The 19,111-nt window shown below is 40.2% G+C and carries 17 protein-coding genes; 11 read left to right on the forward strand and 6 right to left on the reverse strand.

The annotated features are described in order from the left end of the window. Positions 1 to 231 precede the first annotated feature (231 nt). The 6 genes from CYAN7822_RS36860 (at position 232) to CYAN7822_RS18380 (ending at position 5,740) form a co-directional block, all read left to right on the forward strand. A protein-coding gene (locus CYAN7822_RS36860) for an IS5 family transposase (protein WP_173362888.1) occupies positions 232 to 1,013 on the forward strand; the annotation gives its coding sequence in 2 pieces (ribosomal slippage) (positions 232 to 559 and positions 559 to 1,013; 783 coding nt in all). A gap of 141 nt (positions 1,014 to 1,154) precedes the next feature. Continuing rightward, positions 1,155 to 1,289, forward strand: coding sequence for a ribbon-helix-helix protein, CopG family (locus CYAN7822_RS40510; RefSeq protein WP_083786876.1), 135 nt, complete (start codon positions 1,155 to 1,157; stop codon positions 1,287 to 1,289). 155 nt (positions 1,290 to 1,444) lie between these two features. Next, positions 1,445 to 2,647, forward strand: coding sequence for an HhoA/HhoB/HtrA family serine endopeptidase (locus CYAN7822_RS18365; RefSeq protein ID WP_041933304.1), 1,203 nt, complete (start codon positions 1,445 to 1,447; stop codon positions 2,645 to 2,647). 35 nt (positions 2,648 to 2,682) lie between these two features. Continuing rightward, the gene (locus tag CYAN7822_RS18370; protein ID WP_013323756.1) at positions 2,683 to 3,585 is read left to right on the forward strand and encodes an SDR family oxidoreductase; all 903 of its coding nucleotides are present in this window, start codon (positions 2,683 to 2,685) and stop codon (positions 3,583 to 3,585) included. 200 nt (positions 3,586 to 3,785) lie between these two features. Then, positions 3,786 to 4,883, forward strand: coding sequence for a photosystem II q(b) protein (gene psbA / locus CYAN7822_RS18375; protein ID WP_013323757.1), 1,098 nt, complete (start codon positions 3,786 to 3,788; stop codon positions 4,881 to 4,883). Between the two features lie 122 nt (positions 4,884 to 5,005). Further along, positions 5,006 to 5,740, forward strand: a complete 735-nt coding sequence (locus CYAN7822_RS18380; protein ID WP_013323758.1) for a WecB/TagA/CpsF family glycosyltransferase — start codon at positions 5,006 to 5,008, stop codon at positions 5,738 to 5,740. A 16-nt stretch (positions 5,741 to 5,756) separates the two neighbouring features. Here the strand turns inward: CYAN7822_RS18380 and CYAN7822_RS18385 are convergent, their stop codons facing one another. Next, positions 5,757 to 6,572, reverse strand: a complete 816-nt coding sequence (locus tag CYAN7822_RS18385; protein WP_013323759.1) for a DUF928 domain-containing protein — start codon at positions 6,570 to 6,572, stop codon at positions 5,757 to 5,759. A 455-nt stretch (positions 6,573 to 7,027) separates the two neighbouring features. Between CYAN7822_RS18385 and CYAN7822_RS18390 the strand changes: the two genes are divergently transcribed. Next, positions 7,028 to 9,607 (forward strand): EAL domain-containing protein, encoded by a 2,580-nt coding sequence (locus CYAN7822_RS18390; protein ID WP_013323760.1) that lies wholly within the window; start codon positions 7,028 to 7,030, stop codon positions 9,605 to 9,607. Positions 9,608 to 9,752: 145 nt separating this feature from the next. Here CYAN7822_RS18390 and CYAN7822_RS18395 read toward each other — a convergent pair whose 3' ends face one another. The 4 genes from CYAN7822_RS18395 to CYAN7822_RS18410 form a co-directional block, all read right to left on the reverse strand. Beyond that, complete coding sequence (locus CYAN7822_RS18395) at positions 9,753 to 10,892, reverse strand: HetZ-related protein 2 (protein ID WP_013323761.1); 1,140 nt, start codon at positions 10,890 to 10,892, stop codon at positions 9,753 to 9,755. A gap of 311 nt (positions 10,893 to 11,203) precedes the next feature. Further along, the gene (locus CYAN7822_RS18400) at positions 11,204 to 12,373 is read right to left on the reverse strand and encodes an amidohydrolase (RefSeq protein WP_013323762.1); all 1,170 of its coding nucleotides are present in this window, start codon (positions 12,371 to 12,373) and stop codon (positions 11,204 to 11,206) included. A gap of 275 nt (positions 12,374 to 12,648) precedes the next feature. Next, positions 12,649 to 13,311: a class I SAM-dependent methyltransferase gene (locus tag CYAN7822_RS18405; RefSeq protein WP_013323763.1), complete on the reverse strand. Its 663-nt coding sequence runs from the start codon at positions 13,309 to 13,311 to the stop codon at positions 12,649 to 12,651. 186 nt (positions 13,312 to 13,497) lie between these two features. Continuing rightward, positions 13,498 to 14,277, reverse strand: a complete 780-nt coding sequence (locus CYAN7822_RS18410; RefSeq protein ID WP_245602595.1) for a DUF429 domain-containing protein — start codon at positions 14,275 to 14,277, stop codon at positions 13,498 to 13,500. Between the two features lie 49 nt (positions 14,278 to 14,326). Between CYAN7822_RS18410 and dapB the strand changes: the two genes are divergently transcribed. From dapB to CYAN7822_RS18430, 4 genes are all read left to right on the forward strand, one after another. Further along, positions 14,327 to 15,154: a 4-hydroxy-tetrahydrodipicolinate reductase gene (gene dapB / locus CYAN7822_RS18415; protein ID WP_013323765.1), complete on the forward strand. Its 828-nt coding sequence runs from the start codon at positions 14,327 to 14,329 to the stop codon at positions 15,152 to 15,154. 103 nt (positions 15,155 to 15,257) lie between these two features. Further along, a complete protein-coding gene (locus CYAN7822_RS18420) occupies positions 15,258 to 16,826 on the forward strand; it encodes a hypothetical protein (protein WP_013323766.1) in 1,569 nt (522 codons plus the stop codon). A gap of 67 nt (positions 16,827 to 16,893) precedes the next feature. Further along, positions 16,894 to 17,601 (forward strand): hypothetical protein, encoded by a 708-nt coding sequence (locus CYAN7822_RS18425; RefSeq protein WP_013323767.1) that lies wholly within the window; start codon positions 16,894 to 16,896, stop codon positions 17,599 to 17,601. 18 nt (positions 17,602 to 17,619) lie between these two features. Next, complete coding sequence (locus CYAN7822_RS18430; protein WP_013323768.1) at positions 17,620 to 18,150, forward strand: hypothetical protein; 531 nt, start codon at positions 17,620 to 17,622, stop codon at positions 18,148 to 18,150. A gap of 52 nt (positions 18,151 to 18,202) precedes the next feature. On the opposite strand, the gene CYAN7822_RS18435 is transcribed toward CYAN7822_RS18430, so the two are convergent. Then, a complete protein-coding gene (locus tag CYAN7822_RS18435; RefSeq protein ID WP_013323769.1) occupies positions 18,203 to 18,910 on the reverse strand; it encodes a bifunctional nuclease family protein in 708 nt (235 codons plus the stop codon). Positions 18,911 to 19,111 lie beyond the last annotated feature (201 nt).

Raw genomic sequence — 19,111 nt, forward strand, 5'->3', positions numbered from 1 at the left:
AACGCTTGATCCTCAATGTCTTGATTGCTTAATTTTTGCTGATTAATTCAATTCTCATCGGGGCTTTTTTATTAAATTATAGAATGTTCCAAGGGCGTTGCATCTAATTGATCTCCCCTACCCTCTAAGAGGGTGTTTATAAAGTAAATCTAAAGACAAGAAAAAAATAGGCCAAAAACGATTAATCTAATCTGGGTAATTGTTCGCAATCAAAAGTGAGGAGCGATCTGCTTGTATCCAAGTGATTTATCTGATGCCGAATGGGAATTGCTTGCCCCACTTATTCCAGCCGCTAAATCCGGGGGACATCCGCGTACTACAGATATTAGACAAGTCTGTAATGCGATATATTATCATTTGAAGACCGGATGCCAATGGAGATATTTACCCAAAAATTTTCCTCCTCCCTCCACAGTCTATAGTTATTATCGCAAATGGGTCAAAAAGGGGGTTTGGGAAAAAATCAATCACACCCTCCGGCAGATGGTTCGTCAACAGGTAGGGAAATCTCCGCAAAGTAGTGTAATCATAGCAGACAGCCAATCGGTGGAAACAACCGAAAAAAGGGGGATGTGTATGGCTTTGACGGTGGAAAAAAAGTCAAAGGCCGAAAAAGGCAATTATTAGTTGATAGTTTAGGATTAATCTTGAAAGTAATTGTAGCTGAAGCTCATGGTCAAGAAAGAGTCTTAGCGGCGACGGCGGTAATGGAACTATTAGAAGAAAATCCCAAACTGCTTGAAAAAGTGGCTTTAATGTGGGTAGATGCTGGTTATAGTGGTGATAAATTTGCTCTGGCTATTTGGTTGATGATTCAAGCAAGAGTAGAAGTAATAAAGCGTTCAGACAAAAAATTTAAAGTTTTACCGAAAAGATGGATTGTGGAACGAACGTTCGGCTGGTTTAACTGGTATCGTCGTTTGAGTAAAGATTATGAAAAATTATCAGAAATGAGTGAAGCCGCTATTTATGCAGTTATGACAAGGATAATGTTGCGTCGCCTCGTTTCTTAAGATTGACTTTATAAATAGCCTCTTAGTCGAACCCTCTATCTTTAGTTGTCATGGTTCAGATTCTTAACCCTGCGTTTTTTGTTCTGGAGTTTTTCATCCTACAGTGTTAAGATAATCCCATATTAACGTATTATTGGGATTATGCAAAAATATAATCTGAGGCTTTCAGACAAGGAGTACAAAGAACTAAAAGATTTATCAGTTAAGACAGAGAGGTCAATCAACGAGCTTATTAGAGAAGCAATTAGACGGTTGGTTCAAGATACGCCAGAATAAATTCTGTCGTGTCGGGTTTCATCGGGTCCCTCGCGGTGCTAAGGATTAGAAATCGGAGGCTCTCACCCTCCCGTATTATTTGGGTAGTAGGGTAGTTTTAGGAAAAGTTGCTTACAATAAGAAAAAGGAGTCATCTGACGGGGCGATCCATGAGCATGAGTAAATCTTTCAAACAATTAGCTGTTTCTCTAAGTTTATTGGCAGTAGGTACGGGTTTGGGGGTTTTAGGAAGCCAGTATTTAATCAACCCAAAAACCACCTCGGCACAAGATACTTCCAAAAAGTTAGTCCCGGTTGTGCTGCCGTCGTTTGCTATCTCTTCGGATTCGCCTTCGAGTGAAAATTTGAATTTTATTGCTAAGGCCGTGCAAAAGGTGGGAGCCGCCGTAGTGCGTATTGATGCGGCTAGGGAAGTGGCGCAACAAGTGCCTGAAGGCTTTGAACATCCCCTATTTCGCCATTTTTTCGGCAATGAGGCTCCTATGCCTAAAGAATATGTAGAACGCGGCACAGGTTCAGGTTTTATCATAAGCTCTGATGGAGAACTCCTCACCAATGCTCATGTGGTAGAAGGTGCTACTCAGGTAAAAGTGACCCTCAAAAATGGCCAAACTTATGATGGTAAAGTGGTGGGAATCGATGATATGACCGATGTGGCGGTGGTGAAAATTCAAGCCAACAATTTGCCTACCGTCAGTTTAGGAAAAGCTGAAACGCTTCAACCCGGAGAATGGGCCATCGCTATTGGCAATCCCCTAGGATTAGATAATACTGTAACCGTAGGGATTATTAGTGCTTTAGGTCGTACCAGTAGTGAGGTGGGTGTTCCTGACAAACGGGTGCGATTTATTCAAACTGATGCCGCCATTAATCCGGGTAATTCTGGGGGACCTTTATTGAATGCTTCTGGAGAAGTGGTGGGAATTAATACAGCTATTCGAGCTAATGCTCAAGGTTTGGGTTTTGCTATTCCCATTGAAACGGCTACCAGGGTCGCTAAACAACTATTTACTAAGGGAAAAGCTGAACATCCCTATTTAGGCATTCATATGGTTACTTTGACACCCGAGTTAGTGGAACAGATTAATAAAAGTGATGAGTTGAAAATAAAAGTTACTCAAGACAAAGGAGTATTAGTCATTCGAGTGGTGGAGAATTCTCCGGCACAACAAGCCGGCTTTAAAATGGGTGATATTATCGAAGAAGTGGCCGGTCAACCTGTTAAAACATCTACCGAAGTACAAGAACAAGTGGAAAGCAGTACCATCGGACAAACTTTAGAAGTTACAATCAACCGTCAAGGATCAACAAAAATTCTCGCTGTTCGTCCAGGCAGTTTTCCCTCTGAAGCTAAATAGTTTTGTTAATGATATAGTGTTTCAATAAACTGGGTATGAAAAAACTCTTAATTACTGGTGCGAGTGGTTTTCTCGGTGGGAATCTTGGCAAAATTGCCGCTTCTGAGTGGGATATTTATGGAACTTATTGCGCTCATCCTCTCACCCTCAAAGATGTTACCCTCATTCCTGTTGACTTAACAGATTTTCCGAGTCTTAAACAACTTTTTGCCGAGGTAAACCCAACCGCAGTTATTCATACTGCCGCCCAGTCTAAACCGAATTTTTGTCAACAGTATCCTGAGCAATCTTATCGTATTAATGTGACGGCTTCTCTAAATATAGCTGGCTTATGTGCTGATTATAATATCCCTTGTGTTTTTACCTCTACTGATCTGGTTTTTAACGGCTTAAACGCGCCCTATAAAGAAACTGATCCGGTTTCCCCCATCAGTTATTATGGAGAACAAAAAGTTTTAGCTGAAGAGGGAATGAGAAAAATTTATCCTAAAACCGCCATTTGTCGAATGCCGTTAATGTTCGGTTTGTCTTCCCCTACGGCTGAAAGTTTTATTCAACCTTGGATTAAATCTCTTAACCAAGGCAAAGAAATAAATTTATTTATCGATGAATTTAGAACGCCGGTTAGTGGTTCAACGGCGGCTAGGGGACTTTTATTGGCTTTAGAAAAGGTTGCAGGAATATTGCATTTAGGAGGTGTGGAAAAAATTTCTCGTTATCAATTTGGGCTTTTAATGGCAGAGGTTCTACAACTTCCGATCGATCTGATTAAATCTTGTCGGCAAAAGGACCTTTCGTTCGCCGCACCAAGACCGGCTGATGTGTCTTTAGATAGTTCTCAGGCTTTGGCTTTAGGCTATAATCCTTTATCATTACGCGAAGAATTAGAAATTTTTAAAAATTCTCAGTCCACCCATGAACAGGAATCAGAGACTTGATGAAGTTTTATCAATAAACAATACAGGAAATGAAGAAAAGTTAAGATATTTATTTAAGTTAAAAGTTTTAAAAAAAAAGCTCTGCTGTATTAAAAGAGTCATTTAGAATAAAAATTAATTGAGAAAAATAAAATTAAAATTCTCAAGGCAATCTCTACAAATTCGAGTTTCTTGTCGTGTTCAATTGAGGAACGATTGCTATGAGTAGTGTCATTCAAGGTCGTCGTGAACTAGACATTGGTGATAGTTGGGAACTGTTTTGCCAATGGATAACCAGTACAAATAATCGCATATATGTAGGCTGGTTCGGCATTTTGATGATTCCTGTCCTTTTTGCGGCTGCCGCTTGCTTTGTGATTGCTTTTGTCGCTGCGCCTCCGGTAGATATGGAAGGGATACGGGAACCCATTTTTGGCTCTTTGTTGAGCGGCAATAATCTGATTAGTGCTGCGGTTATTCCCAGTTCGGCAGCGATCGGGTTACATTTTTATCCGATTTGGGATGCGGCTTCTATTGATGAATGGCTATATAACGGCGGCCCTTATCAATTAATTATTTTACATTTCCTGATCGGAATTTGGTGCTATTTAGGCCGTTTATGGGAATTAAGCTATCGTTTAGGGATGCGTCCCTGGATTGCTGTAGCTTATTCTGCGCCAGTTGCGGCGGCAAGTGCAATTTTCTTAGTTTATCCTATCGGTCAAGGCAGTTTTTCTGAAGGAATGCCTTTAGGGATTAGCGGCACTTTTCACTTTATGTTAGCGTTTCAGGCTGACCATAATATATTAATGCACCCGTTACATATGTTAGGGGTAGCCGGAATTTTTGGCGGTGCCTTACTCTCGTCTGTACATGGCTCTTTAGTGTCTTCGAGTTTAATTAAAGAAACCACTGAACAAGAGTGCGGAACGAGTTCCGCACCCCAGTCCATTAACCAAGGCTACAGATTTGGTCAGCAAGAAACCACTTATAATTTAGTGGCTGGACATCAAGGTTATTTAGGTCGTCTTCTCTTCCCTGGACTGGGTTTGCGTAATAGCCGCTCGATTCACTTTTTGATAGCGGCGGTTCCGGTGGTGGGAATTTGGTTTGCTACCTTAGCGGTGGGAGTTATGGCCTTTAATCTCAATGGCTTCAATTTTAATCAATCTGTCATCGATAGTCAGGGACATCCAATTTATACTGATGCAGATTTGCTCAACCGAGCTAATTTAGGACTTAGAGCGATGCACTCCCCTAATGCTCATCATTTTCCTCTAACGTTAGCAGGTGGAGAACCTGTGATTGTTAACAGTTAACCGTTATCGGTGAACAATTTTTGTTGACAATGTTGTAATCAGGGTTCCAAAAAGCGGAACCCTTTTTTTTTGCTCTGGTCTACACTCTTAGATGAGTCGTTAAATTTTATCAACCCTCATTTATGCTGCCAACTCTCGTAGAAAACCCTAAAACCTTTTCTGTATTGAATTTACCCGTTCATCTTCTGGATAACTATACAGCTTGGTTGCTCAAGCGCCTAGAGAATAAACAAGGGACTCACGTTGTGACTCTCAATGCCGAAATGGCAATCTTAGCTCAACAAGACCCAACAGTAGCGCAAATCATTGAACAAGCGGATTTAGTCATTCCTGATGGAGCCGGGATTATTTTTTATCTTCGTTTACGAGGTCAAAAACAGCAACGGTGTCCAGGAATTGAATTAGCTCAATCTCTTGTGCAACAAATCGGAGAACTAGGACAACCTTGTTCCATTGCTTTTTATGGGGGTAAGCCGGGAATTCCCGAGAAAGCGGCTCAAATCTGGCAACAAAAATTGCCCAAACTTTCCCTGTTGAGCAATCATGGATATCTCAATGAAGAAGAACAACAACAGTGGCAAACCACTTTACAGCAAAAACAACCGAAGCTAATTTTAGTCGGTTTAGGGGTTCCACGTCAGGAATTGTGGATTCAGCAACATCGTTATTTATGTCCTGATGCTATTTGGATTGGTGTTGGAGGCAGTTTTGATATTTGGTCAGGAAACAAAACTCGCGCACCGCTATGGTTACAGAAGTCAAATTTAGAATGGCTTTATCGGTTATATCAGGAACCTTGGCGTTGGCGGCGGATGTTAGCTTTACCTGAGTTTTTCTGGCAGTCTTTGAAATTTTAACGGTCGCTCGGCACAACTAGATGGGACGGTAAGTGATCTTGTCCGATAATCTTGTGTTAAAACTCCATTGCGGTTGAGAAATTTGGTTAATTAACGGTTCATTAGCCACCATATTTAAATCTATTGCTCCTAGAAGTCCTGTCCACATCTGAGCAATGGCTGGATCATCAGGATGACTTCGTTTTAATTCGGCTAAAGTATAGAGGGCTTCATGCCAGAGATTATGTTGTTGATATAACTGTACTCGTTCTAGCGGTGTAGAAGAAGCTAGTTGAGAGGCCAGGGCCGTTTCTAGAGGTCTATGACGTAGCCATCCTTCTACTACCTCATCATGGGAGCGATCACGGGAATCATAAATAATAGATAGATACCAATGATAATTTTGCTCGGTTTTCAATCCTTGAAAGCTTTGTGACTTGGGAATGGTAAAGCTAATAATGCCGCCTTGGCCACTGCTGGTAAAGCTGGCTTGGGATACTGATTGGTCTTGCTCGTTGCGTAAGATAAACTCTACCTGTATTTTTTCATAATTCCCAATGGCAGGAATATAAAAGAGTAATGTGGGTGTAACAGAAGAGGTGATGACTAATTGTTCAGGAATTAAAGCGATCAAGGAAGGACAGGGCAGCGATGAGCCATTTAAAGAGGTTGCTTGAGCTTGGATACATTCCCCTCGGGTTCCTCCTCCTACTCGTCGCACGGGAAAAATATGAGAAGAATTATTGCTGTTGTTAGCTCTGACTTGCTCGGCTAAGGGCAACTCAGCACAACTCAAGAATAAAGCTAAATTGATGAGTGTTAAAAGCTTATAGGGTTTGAGAGTTTTAAACATAATAATTTTCCTTTATCTTAGGTGATTGTATAGTCTTAGAGCTTCTAACTCATAGTTAAGCCACCTAATCAAATATACTTTTATATATTTATTATACGTTGAATTAAGCACATTTGCATAGGTTTTTTTTTCTAGAAAACTCGGTTTGAATTACGTAGTTTTACGGAGACCTATTAATTTTTTTACCTTTTCCAAACGTTCTTTAAGTAAATTCTTTGCCCGAAAAACCGCAAGGTCAATAAAACACCTCAGAGTTCAAATAGATTTGTTATTTTAGTAATAGAGCTACTGTCAACAAAAATGCCGCTCAGCAACCAAAGCCAAAAAAAATTAATAGCAGGGCTTCTTCTGAGGGCATTATGATAGAGACTATAGTCATTTTTGGCTCTTGAGCCTCGGAGAGCGGTTTCGAGAATCTTGACCATAAGAAAGCCAGCTAGTTCAACACAATTACAGTGAAAGTTAAGCTTCCCCAAAAAATACAATCTTTAGTGGCTATAGCCACAGTTTCTTGGCAAAAAGCAGGAATTGAAACTCAGACCAAATTGTCTCAAGTTTCTTTTACTGTTTTAGCAAGTTTAGTGGTTACGGGGATTATCATCGGCATGAGGCAGGCAAAAATTTTAGAATCCCTAGAGCTACAGAGCTATGATCAGATGGTCACTTTATCACCTCAATCCCCGCCTGATCCCCGCTTGCTGATTGTAGAGATCACAGAAAAAGATATTCGAGACCAAAAAACATGGCCATTAACTGATCAAACAATCGCCAAACTGCTCGGAAATCTACAACAATATCAGCCTAAAGTTATTGGTCTAGATTTATTTCGAGATGTGCCTCACCCTCCTGGAGAAGCGGCTCTTAAAGAGGCTTTGGCAAAAGATAATATCATTGGTCTATATAAAGCTGGTGATAAAGGCAATTATGAATTGCCGCCGCCTGATGGGGTAACAGAAGACCGCATTGCTTTTGCTGATTTGCCCATAGATTTTGATAATGTATTGCGCCGCTATTTACTTTATGTGCAGTCAGATCAACAACAATTTTATTCCTTTGCTCTAAAAGTAGCTTTAAAATATTTAAACTCACAGCATCCCTTTCAAGTTGATGCTGACTCATTCCAAATCGGTTCAACAGTATTCCCAAGTTTAAAAGCCGATTCCGGAGGATATCAGATGAGTCCTGATGAAGCTGTTGGAACGCAAATTTTACTAAAATACCGTTCAAATAATGGTAAAGATACTAACCGTAATATAGCTCAGAAAATTTCTTTAACTGATGTCCTCTCAGGGAAAATCGAGCCGCATTGGGTCAAAGATAAAATAGTTTTGATTGGTACTACCGCCCCCAGTGCAAAAGACCTATTTGCCACGCCTTATAGTAAGAGCGAGAAAAACGATTACTTTATGCCTGGGGTAGTCATTCATGCTCAAATGGTTAGCCAAATTCTCAGCACAGTTTTAGATAATCAGCACCAATTTTGGTTTTTCCCTGAGTGGGGAGAATTTGTCTGGATTTGGTTTTGGTCTTTGATAGGTGGTCTAATCGTTTGGCGTTTAAATTCCCCCATATACTTTATGGGAACAGGTTTAATTGCTATCGGTGGATTGTGGGGCATCGGTTTTTTAGTATTTAGCATTTCAGGTTGGATTCCGGTTATTCCTCCCATTTTCGGCTTAGTTAGTACAGGAATATTCGTTTTAATTTCTAAATTTTTCTCAAATTTTTATTATGATAATTTAACTTATCTTCCGAATCGGAGATTATTTATTAAAAAACTTCAGCGAAGTAACCCTCGCCAAAAATCTGACTATAAACAATTAATTGCCATCTATTTACTCGATCTTGATAGTTTTAAAATGATTAATGAAGGATTGGGACATGAGGCAGGAGATTATGTGCTACGAGAAATAGCCCAGCGACTTCAAACACAAGTGAATAATAAAGAGCAACTCGCTCGCGTAGAAGGAGATAAATTTGCCTTATGGTTAAATTCTTTGGTTGATATCGATGAAGCGGCTCAAATTGCCAAGGATTTGCAAAAACTCTTAACACAGCCTTTTTACTGGCAGGGTCAAGAAATTTATACCAGCGTAAGTATTGGTATTGCTTACACTCGTAGGGGAGACAATTTTAAGGCAGAAGAATTACTGCGAGATGCTAACAGCGCGATGTATAAAGCTAAACATATAGGAAAAGATCGTTATGAGATGTTTGCTACAGGAATGCGTGAACCTGTGGTGCAACGTTTACAGATAGAAAGTGATTTGCGGCGCGGACTAAAAGATAGCGAATTTCAATTATTTTATCAACCGATAGTTTCTCTAAAAACTGGGAAAATAGCCGGAGTAGAAGCTTTAGTACGATGGAACTCTTTGAAGCGAGGATTTATTTCACCCGGAGATTTTATTCCTATTGCTGAAGAGACCGGATTAATTATTCCTCTGGGAGAATGGATTTTACAAGAGGCTTGTCGTCAGATGCAAGAATGGCACCTACAATTTCCTCAAAACCCACCTTTAATGATTAGTGTCAATCTTTCTAGCCGCCAGTTTTCTCAACCGAATTTAGTGCAACAGGTTCAATTTATTTTAGACAAAATCAATTTAGATCGTAAAAGTTTAAAATTAGAGATTACAGAAAGTATGATGATGAATGACGTGGAAGCCGCCATCGAGTTACTCAAGCGGCTAAAAGATTTAGGGTTAAGATTGAGCATTGATGATTTTGGCACCGGTTACTCTAACTTGAGTTATCTCCATCGTTTTCCGGTGGATACTCTAAAAGTTGATCAATCTTTTGTTCGTCGTATGAATAGCGGAGAAAGTCATGATAGGTATGCTCAAATTGTGCGAACTGTGATTATGTTAGGGCATAATCTCGAGTTAGATGTTATTGCTGAAGGCATAGAAACAGAAGAACAAATGAAAATTCTGCAATCTCTCGGTTGTGAATATGGGCAGGGTTATTTCTTTGCTAAACCGCTTCCTAGTGAACAATTAGCGGCTTTATTAGCTAAAAATCCTAAGTGGTAAAAAATCTAACTAAAATTGCCTCTGAATCTAACTATTTAGACATCAATAGTGTGGAATTTATTTTGAAGAAAAAAGAGCTTTGTTAAGAAATGTAACATTCTTGAAAGCCTTTTCTGTCCTCTTTTTCAAGCATGAGTTTAACTGCTCATTCAGTAATGTCATCATTACGTAGTCGTTGAGCGGCTAGATAAATATCAATCAATTCCTTGAGGATTTGACTTTTTTTGAGGTTCAACTCTTGAGCAATGGTTTCTGGATTTTTACCCGCTTTAGAGAGGGCAACAATGGGTTGTTGGAAAGAACTTAAACTGAGCCAAAACTTTTCCCATTGAGCCGGAGTGAGTCCTAAATTATGCTCACTCAGGGATATTTCTAACCAGTTGGCCACTAATTCGGGTTTGCCTTTGAGAGCAAATCCTTTAATAGCATGATAACTAACCTTTTCCCGTAGTCGATAAACTTGCTTAATTGGTAAATTGAGCCGAGCCGCGATGGTTTCTTGAGATCGTCCCGCTAAATAAAGTCTAAGCCAATCTACTGCCTGTTGACCCACTTTAGTTTCTAAATAAGCTTCAAATTCTCGTTGAACCTTTTGGCGTAGCGTTTGTTTTTCTTCCCACTCTTGAATTTCCTGATAGCGACTCACCGCCATAGTATCTAATAAACTGACTGAAGATTCATCTTCATCGGTGCCAATTTCTTCAGATAATATACGGATCATCTCCTGTTGGGGCACTTGGGTCATCCCTCCACGAGACTGACGACGTAAGTAATTGACAAAGCGATAGCCCAAAAGCGGTTGATTGCGAATCGGGCGTAGGCTATACTCTTCGATCGTGGCAAAAAGTATACTATTTCTGAGACGCTCATCTTTAGTACATTGAGAGATCCATTCAATTTGTGATTGAATGTAGCGGTCATTTTTTAACATTTCTTGAATAACTTCTTGTAGCACATCTACCACCGCTCGTTGTCGGTCTCGACTCAAAGCTACCCAAGTGCGAATTTTATTGCGTAGGGTGACCACCGAACCCAAACGATTAAGTAAATTTTTATAAGCTTGAGTAGGACTGACGGCTAAATAACGTTGTCGCAAAATGCGGTAACGATAGTCCATGCCCTGAGCCAAAATTTTCAGTTGCTCTGGCTTAAAATCTTCAAATTTTTGAGTATCTTCCCCCAATAACCAGTAAACGATACTGTTACATACCGTTTCACTCAGTTTAATGTCCTCTTTACTCAGACGAGAACGCCACTCTTTTTCTAACTCCTCGGCTATGGTCATGAGATTGCCCTATATTAACCTACCATTTTCATCATATTAAGAGTTTTTTTCAGTACCTAAAAGATGTCATCCCGATTTTCTCTTAGCGGCATCTAATCGATCGTTGTCTAGCCACTTCCTTAATAACCCTATCAAGGAAAAATGGTCACCCGAAAAAATTCCTCCTAATGGTTGAATCAGCAACTGATGAGCCTAGAGGCGGACAAGTTCGTCCCCCCAGTCCGCATTCCATTGCGGCTTGTCATATCATCAGTATTAGCCAGCATAGCAAGAATTGTTCCTTCTAGGGTAACTGAGTTCGCCGTCCAATTCTAGACCACACTTTTAAACTGTTCGACGCAGCTTACCAGCATTTCCACGCCATAGCTCAAAGCAATTTCTTGAAAATTAAAGCGGGGGTGATGATGAGGATAATTTAACTCCATTTGAGGGTTACCAGAACCTAGAAAAAAGAAACAACCCGGAATCTTGGCTTGAAAGTAGCTAAAATCTTCTCCGGCCATCGTTTGACAATCATAAATAATATTTTGTGGAATTTCTACCCGATATTTTGCGATCTTTGTCACTAATTCTGTTAATTGAGCCTGATTTTTGACGGTGGGGCTGGTGCGATGCCAATGGAGTTCATATTCTGCCCCATGAATTTGACAGACTCCTCGAATGACCTCTTCAATTCTTTTAGGGAGAAATTCTTGTAAATAAGGATGAAAATAGCGTACTGTGCCGCTAAATTGGGCTGTACTGGCTATTACATTATATCTGGTGCCGGCTCCCACTTGCCCCACTGTAATCACGCAAGGATCAAAGGGATTAATATTACGGGCAACAATAGTTTGTAAAGCTTGAATAATTTGCGTAACGACAATTACAGCATCAATGGTTTGCTGAGGCATTCCCGGATGACCGCCTCTACCAGTGATCAGACATTCAAAACGCTCTGAGGCAGCCATTAAATTATCTGGACGCACCCCAATGGTTCCTACTGGTAAATTATTCCACAGGTGTAAGCCAATAATAGCATCTATTCCCTCAGTCACCCCGGCTTCAATCATCGCCTGAGCGCCGCCTAATCCTTCCTCAGCCGGTTGAAAAATCAGTTTCACCTCTCCTGGAAAGTCTCGATGCTCAGATAGATAATGAGCGACTCCTAGGAGTATGGCGATATGTCCATCATGTCCACAGGCGTGACTAATCCCCGGATGTTTTGATTTATAGGAGAGTTCCTGATTTTCCTCGATGGGTAAAGCATCCATATCGGCCCGCAGGGCTAAGGTTTTGCCTGGACGGTTTCCTTTAAGGGTGACCACAATACCCGTTTGAGCTACGCCGGTGATGGGTTCGAGTCCCCATTGTCTCAAACCTTGGGCGATAAATTCGGCGGTCATCACTTCATTAAACCCGAGTTCTGGGTATTGATGAAAGTGCCTTCGCCACTCGATGAGTAAAGGTTGCAGGTTTTGAATGTCTGGTCTGATTTTCATAGTATTTATGATATTCTATTTGTTTGTAAAAAGTACAAGAGCCTAGCGGATGGGCGTAGTTCAACCTCAAGAGTACAGCTAGACCAAAAAACCCGCCAAAGCGGGTTAGATTATCCATTGTTGAGGGTTGGCTTTCGCCGGCAACTCGAGTCTATTGGTCAAGTTAGGGTAATGGTGGAATAATGTCTAAAAGGGTTTGACGAATTACCTCTTCGATCACATCAATAAACAAACCCAATTATAAGCGTGTCTAGCCAAGTTTTTTAAGCAAGTCATTAACTATACCATTTTAAGCTGGGATCTTCACAAAAGTTCTCTTCTCTCAACATTTTTACAATAACACATTGACCAAACCCAAGGCCCTTAAAGGGGAGAAGAATATTTAGTTTAGGGATGAAACTACGGCTAGTTTTTATTTCTGTCAACTTAAATCTTCCTTTAGCCATTCTTTCTAAATTCCAGAGAAAAACAGGAGTGATATGACCGATTTCTTCATAGGAAGATACAAAATTATATAAGTTTGAATTTAATAAAAACCCCAATCTAACATACCAGTTATGTAAATTAGGAGTGCTTAATATGACAATACCATTCGGCTTGGTAATTCGATAAAGTTCTCGAATTAAATGCCAGGGATTTTCGATATGCTCTATGACTTCAGCACCAACGATATAATCAAAAGTTTCGTCTTCATAAGGTAAAGTTTTATTTAAATCGACTTTTTGACAAGTAATTTCTTCTTTGGGAATAAAATTTTGAGGATTCAGATCGCACGCCATCACCTTAAAGCCTTCATTTTGGATTTTTTGAGTTAAATAGCCTTTATAAGCTCCAATTTCAAGTAATAATCCTTTGTTTTCATCTTTTAACAAGTCAAGGATTGTTTGGTGAATACTTTCTTGAGTTAATGAATTTATATTCAATGATTTAAAACTCATTATCTGACTCCTTAAACTCTGAAAATTATCTTGATGATTATACCATGCTCTCCGAGCTTCTGTGTTAAGAAGGATGCGGGGTGTGGGGTATCCCCATCAATACCGATCGGGGATTTAACAAAGAATAAAATATTGTTCGGTCCATCAATGCTTGCACCCGCGCGCTGACGAAGATGATCCTAACAATTATAGAGTCCCCGAAATCAGAGCAGGAATAACAATATAACCGCTATCACCATCGCCTAAAATCAAGTTACGCTCAGGGCCCCAATACCACCAATAAGCCGCCACATAAGCACAGATGAGACTATCAAGTTGATCCTCGATGGCTTTAAGTTGTTTGCCGGTGAGCGGCTGTTTTAAAGATGTATCAATAAGCTCAAAAGTAAAATTTAAAACGAGTTTAGGTTGATAATGAGTTAAGTTTTTGACAATATAATTGTACAATTTAATTAATTCCGATTGACGCTGTTTTAAGGGACCTTTTTTATATTTTAAAATTCGCTCTAACTGGAATAAATTGACCATAGCCGGATGAGGAAAAACTTCGATTTGAAAACGTCCGACTTGTTGAGGAGTAATGGTAGGGGCATGAAGAAAACCCCGTTGTTCTAAACTCGAGCCAAAAGCGACTGTTTGCCGAGCAAAAGGACGGGATAAATTAGCCGGATAACAGCCAGCATGATAGCGGCGGAAATATTGATGAGTGAGTTTATCGGCTAATCTCATACCGGTGTGATTAGTAATTAAAGTGGGAGCATCAACAGCAATTAACGCTCCTTCAGTAGGCGCAATAAAATCATCGATCCAAATTAAAATATCATGGACTTTTTGGAAATGGTTGAGTTCGAGTAATTCAAGCTGATTATTTTGCCAAATTAAAGCGCAAACTCCAGTATAGCCAGATGACCAAGCCAGATCAATGCCGATAAATTTCATAAAAATTTCGCTTGTAGTCGTTCCCATCTAGTTTAAAATTGCTCTGAATAGCTTATGAAAAATTGTTTAAACAATTATGACCAATGAATCCCCGATCCCCGTCGTCGTCAATGGGGCAGCCGGTAAAATGGGACAAGAAGTGATAAAAGCTGTTTCCTCGGCAAAAGATCTGATTTTAGTAGGGGCAGTGGATAAAAACCCCAAATATCGGGGACAAGATGCGGGAGAGGTGGCCGGATGCGGACCGGTAGAAGTGCCGATCATTGATGACTTACAAAGTATTTTAGTTCTGGCAACTCAGGAAAAAGTCCAAGGCGTAATGGTAGATTTTACTCATCCAGATGGGGTCTATGAAAATGTTCGCAGTGCCATCGCTTATGGAGTTCGTCCTGTGGTGGGAACCACCGGCCTTAGTGTGGAACAAATTAAAGATTTAGCCGATTTTGCGGAAAAAGCCAGTACGGGTTGTTTAATTGTGCCGAATTTTTCCCTGGGCATGATTTTATTGCAACAAGCCGCTATGCAAGCCTCTCAATATTTCGATCATGTGGAAATTATAGAACTTCATCATAACCAAAAAGCTGATGCCCCGAGCGGCACAGCCATCAAAACCGCAGAAATGCTCTCGGAATTGGGCAAAACCTATAACGCGGCTAAAGTAGAAGAAACGGAAAATATCGCGGGTTCTCGGGGAGGAATTGTGGGAGAAAATATTCGGGTTCATAGTGTGCGCTTACCGGGCTTAATTGCTCACCAAGAAGTAATTTTTGGCTCACCGGGTCAAATTTATACTCTGCGTCACGATACCACAGATCGCTCGAGTTTTATGCCTGGAGTGCTTTTAGCCATTCGTAAAGTTACTCAACTCAAATCTTTAGTTTATGGGTTAGAAAAAGTGTTATAATTTCTCTAACCGCTACTTACTTAATACTATTAATAATAGTATTAATCTAAAACCAAGCTCAGAGACTAAGTAAGTAATAGTTAAGTAACTTACAAAGGAATACATGAGTACCCAAAAACTAAAATCTGAGCAACTTCCAACTGATGGAAGCTTTCAGCTTAAAGAACGGTTAGCCACTATTAACCAGTTTCTCAAGGACAACGGTAAACACGGTAAGACGGCAACCATCAAAGTCAGTGGTCAAGCCTTAGCTGTTCAGTTCTCATTCAATGGGCAACAGCAAAAGGGGGTTAATGAAAGGTTTAGCTTTGAGGGATTAGAGAAAGCAAAACGTATTGCTTTGTTAGTCAGTGCCCAATTAGAGGCAGGCACATATACTCATGAATGGTTAAATGAGCTACTAGGCAAAAAACCTAAGCAGTCAATTGAAACATCCCAGGAACCTGAAAAGAAGAAAACCTGTAAAGAGTTGCTGGCTGAGTATAAAACTTGGTGGTTTAAAGAAAAAACATCACTAAAGACAGGAACCAACAAGTCATGGTTTCATCGACAAAGATGGCTAGACGCTCTTGAATCAATCGATAAACCATTGACTGACAAGATAATTCAGGATGTAATTCTAAGCACTACTCCTAACAGTGCAGATAGGGGAATAGCTATTAGAGGGGTAAAGAATTTTCTTGACTTCCACTGTATTGATTACCCTAAATTTCTTGACAAGCTTCAAAAGGAAAATAAGCCCAAACCTTCTAAGAAATACATCCCTACTGACTCAGAGATTGAACAGTATCTACAAGCGATGATAAAGAGAGAAATAGAGGGGCAGCATAAAAGTGGCGGGCGAAAAACAAACATGAAAGCACGCCAAAAAATAACCTTTATCTACAAACTATTAGCCATCTATGGCTTAAGGATTCATGAGGTATTCCAGATAGCTAACTGGGATAAGCCAGTTACCCTTAAAAACGGTGATTGGGTAACAGTTGATGTTAGTGATGATGACGAGTCTAGCGACTCAGATACGATGGAACAGTACCAAGGTGAAGACTTTGTTATTCCAGCAATTAATAGTATTAATAATAGTCTTAAAATCCTAGCCATTAAAAATGACACTAAGACAGGTTATAGGATGGCTATGCCCTTAAGCCCTACGGATAAAGACTGGCTTAAAGAGTGGGACTTAATTAGGAACTGCCCAATTGAGGAGTTATTACCTAATTGGAAGTTTCCTAAAGAAGGTAAGACCAGCGCAATATGTGGATATTTTCGGCTAGGAACAATGGGAGGAGGCGAGACTCAATACTCACGTAACAATCGCTTTATTCCTTTTACTCCCCATGCTCTAAGACACGCCTATAACCACAGAGGGCACAATCAAGGCATCAACCAAGCCCAACTAGCTCAAAGTCTAGGTCACTCAATAGAAATGAACGGAACAACTTACTTTGATACCATGAGAGAGGAAACCAAGTTACAAGGCTTAAAAAATGCCTTTAAACAGGAGTTAAACAAAGTGGATAGGGTAACAGAGTTAGAGGCAGAAGTTAAAGCCTTAAAACTTGAAAATGAGCGATTGAAACAAGAGCTTTTAGAGTTAAAAGTCAAACAACAACTAGAACATCATTGGACTGAAACCGAGGGTTATGGCTGTCGGTTAGAAAAGATATTGTAGTCATTAGTCAGAGCCTTTTTGCTGTTCTCCTTTTGCAAGAGCGCCTTTTATCCACTAACCCATCATTATGCTAATACCCATCACTCGCCCAACTTTTGAGCAAATCATTCCCCTCATCGCCACAGGACCTCAGTATGCCCATTATTGGGGCACTTGGCAAGACTTTTTAAGACGACTGCTCATTTCTGTGGTCGCTTTAACCGTGACTTGGTTAGGAGGAATGCTATTTGGTGACGGAGCAATGGCTATTAAGCTGCTTTTGGACATCATCGCGGGGTTATATTGGTTATGGGCACCCGTATACTGGGCCAGTATCCGTAACGGAAAGTGTCGCCGTTTTCCCTATAGTGGTTTTTGGCGAGGGCGGGTATTAGATGCGTTTATTACTGAAGAATTAGTTAGGGAAGAGGAAAGAGTTGATAAAATGGGGCAATTAGTGATCGTGGAAAATCGAGAACGCCGCATTAATCTCGCCATCGGTGATCAAAACGGCTTTCGCGCTACTGTGCAAGCCCCTCTGCGCCGTATTCATAAGGTAATTAGACCGGGTGATATTGCTCTGGGGTTAGTTTTATCTAGACAGCCGGACCTGCAAACCATTGCTAAAATTACTGATATTTTTCTTCCTCAACATAACCTCTGGGTGGGTGAGTATCCCTATTTACGACGAGATGTGTTTACTCAAGTGAGTGAAGATTTAAGGTATGAAAGTGATCAACCTCCTGCTTCTTATCGTCGTCGGCCCAATAATATTAAGCGCCGCCAACAGTTTTAATTTACGGTTATAAAAATCATGATCATCGATGTCAGTTCACAAATTCCCTTTCCTCGCTCTTTAGTGTATGCCACCTTTCGAGATAATGTAGTTGATCTAGTTCCCTACGTCCCTTCTATTAAAAATTTACAGCTTAAGTCTCGGGTAGAAAAACCAGAACAGGTTGAGTGTGTCTATATTTTGCGTGGTGTAGGAGAAATTCCCAGTCTTCTAAAACCCTGGCTAAACGAAGATTTATTGACTTGGACAGAATATGATGTCTGGAAAGCCTCTAATTTTACCCTTGAGTGGCGTATTAGAACTCATGCTTTTACGGAAGCGGTACATTGGGCTGGTATAAATTCTTTTTTTGAGCAAGGAAATACAACCCTTGTTAAAAGTCGATGCGAACTGAAGATAGACCATAAAGCCCTGAAAAATATTCCTTTTATCATGCGTTCTCAAGTGGCACAATTGGCGGAGCATTATCTAGCCAAGCAATCTGAACCTAGTTTATCTTTGATGAGTGAGGGAGTGCGGCGCTATCTTTCTCAAGCGAATAGGCAATAGGGAACAAAAAAATAGGGGAAAGGGGAAAAAACTAATCACTCATGACCAATGACTATAAAGAGAGTAAAGATAAAATCTCGGGCATTAACTTTTTATAAGCTTCTACTACTTTAGCTTTTGGAGGGATGATTGCCACTGTTCCTAAAAGAATTTTGATGGCTGTCTTAGCATTTTTTTTGAGGTTCTCATCTTTGGGGTGGCTGACAATTTGAATCAATGTGTCAATTTGTTCAAGAGCTTCGAATTTGTCTGTGTCACTCAGGTCAACAGAAGTAGAAATCGCTTCTTTTAACTGCTGCAATAATTGAGCGGACCTTAAAACGGTTTTTGAGTTGCTGAGTTCGGGATTTTCCGAGGTTTCATCAATAGGGATTGCCGCTAATCTCAATAAATTTTCGGTTGCCCAGATGGGGGTATGTGTCCGTAGCGCAAGAGCAATGGCATCGCTTGGACGGCTATCAATTTCGTGGGTGATTTCTCCTTGTTGAACACAAAGATGAGCATAAAAAGTATTCTCTTCTAAACCATGAATAATCACTCCTTTAAGCGGCAATTTACAGGCTTTTAGAAGATTAGCAAATAAATCATGAGTCATGGGTCGTGGACCATGCTGGTTGTGAATCGCTGCTATGATTGACTGTGCCTCCTTCTGTCCAATTTCGATAGAAATAAAATAATTATCTGAAATATCTTTGAGTAATACTCTCGGGTTTTTTGTAATAATATCTAAGGCGACGGAGGCCACTTGCATTTCAATCATAATTAGTAATGACAGCGTACAATACCATTGAAAAAAATCCTTGATTATCCCAATTTTTTTATTAGACTGATATCAATTAGTTTCTTATAACAGAGATGAGGGCAAATTGATATTAACTTTGACTTTGGGAAAATCGACCTAGGTGCGGAACAGGTTCCGTACTAATTTAAATGTAGCAAAAGTGTTTTAGCTACAAATGTA

Source organism: Gloeothece verrucosa PCC 7822, assembly GCF_000147335.1.
GTDB lineage: Bacteria > Cyanobacteriota > Cyanobacteriia > Cyanobacteriales > Microcystaceae > Gloeothece > Gloeothece verrucosa.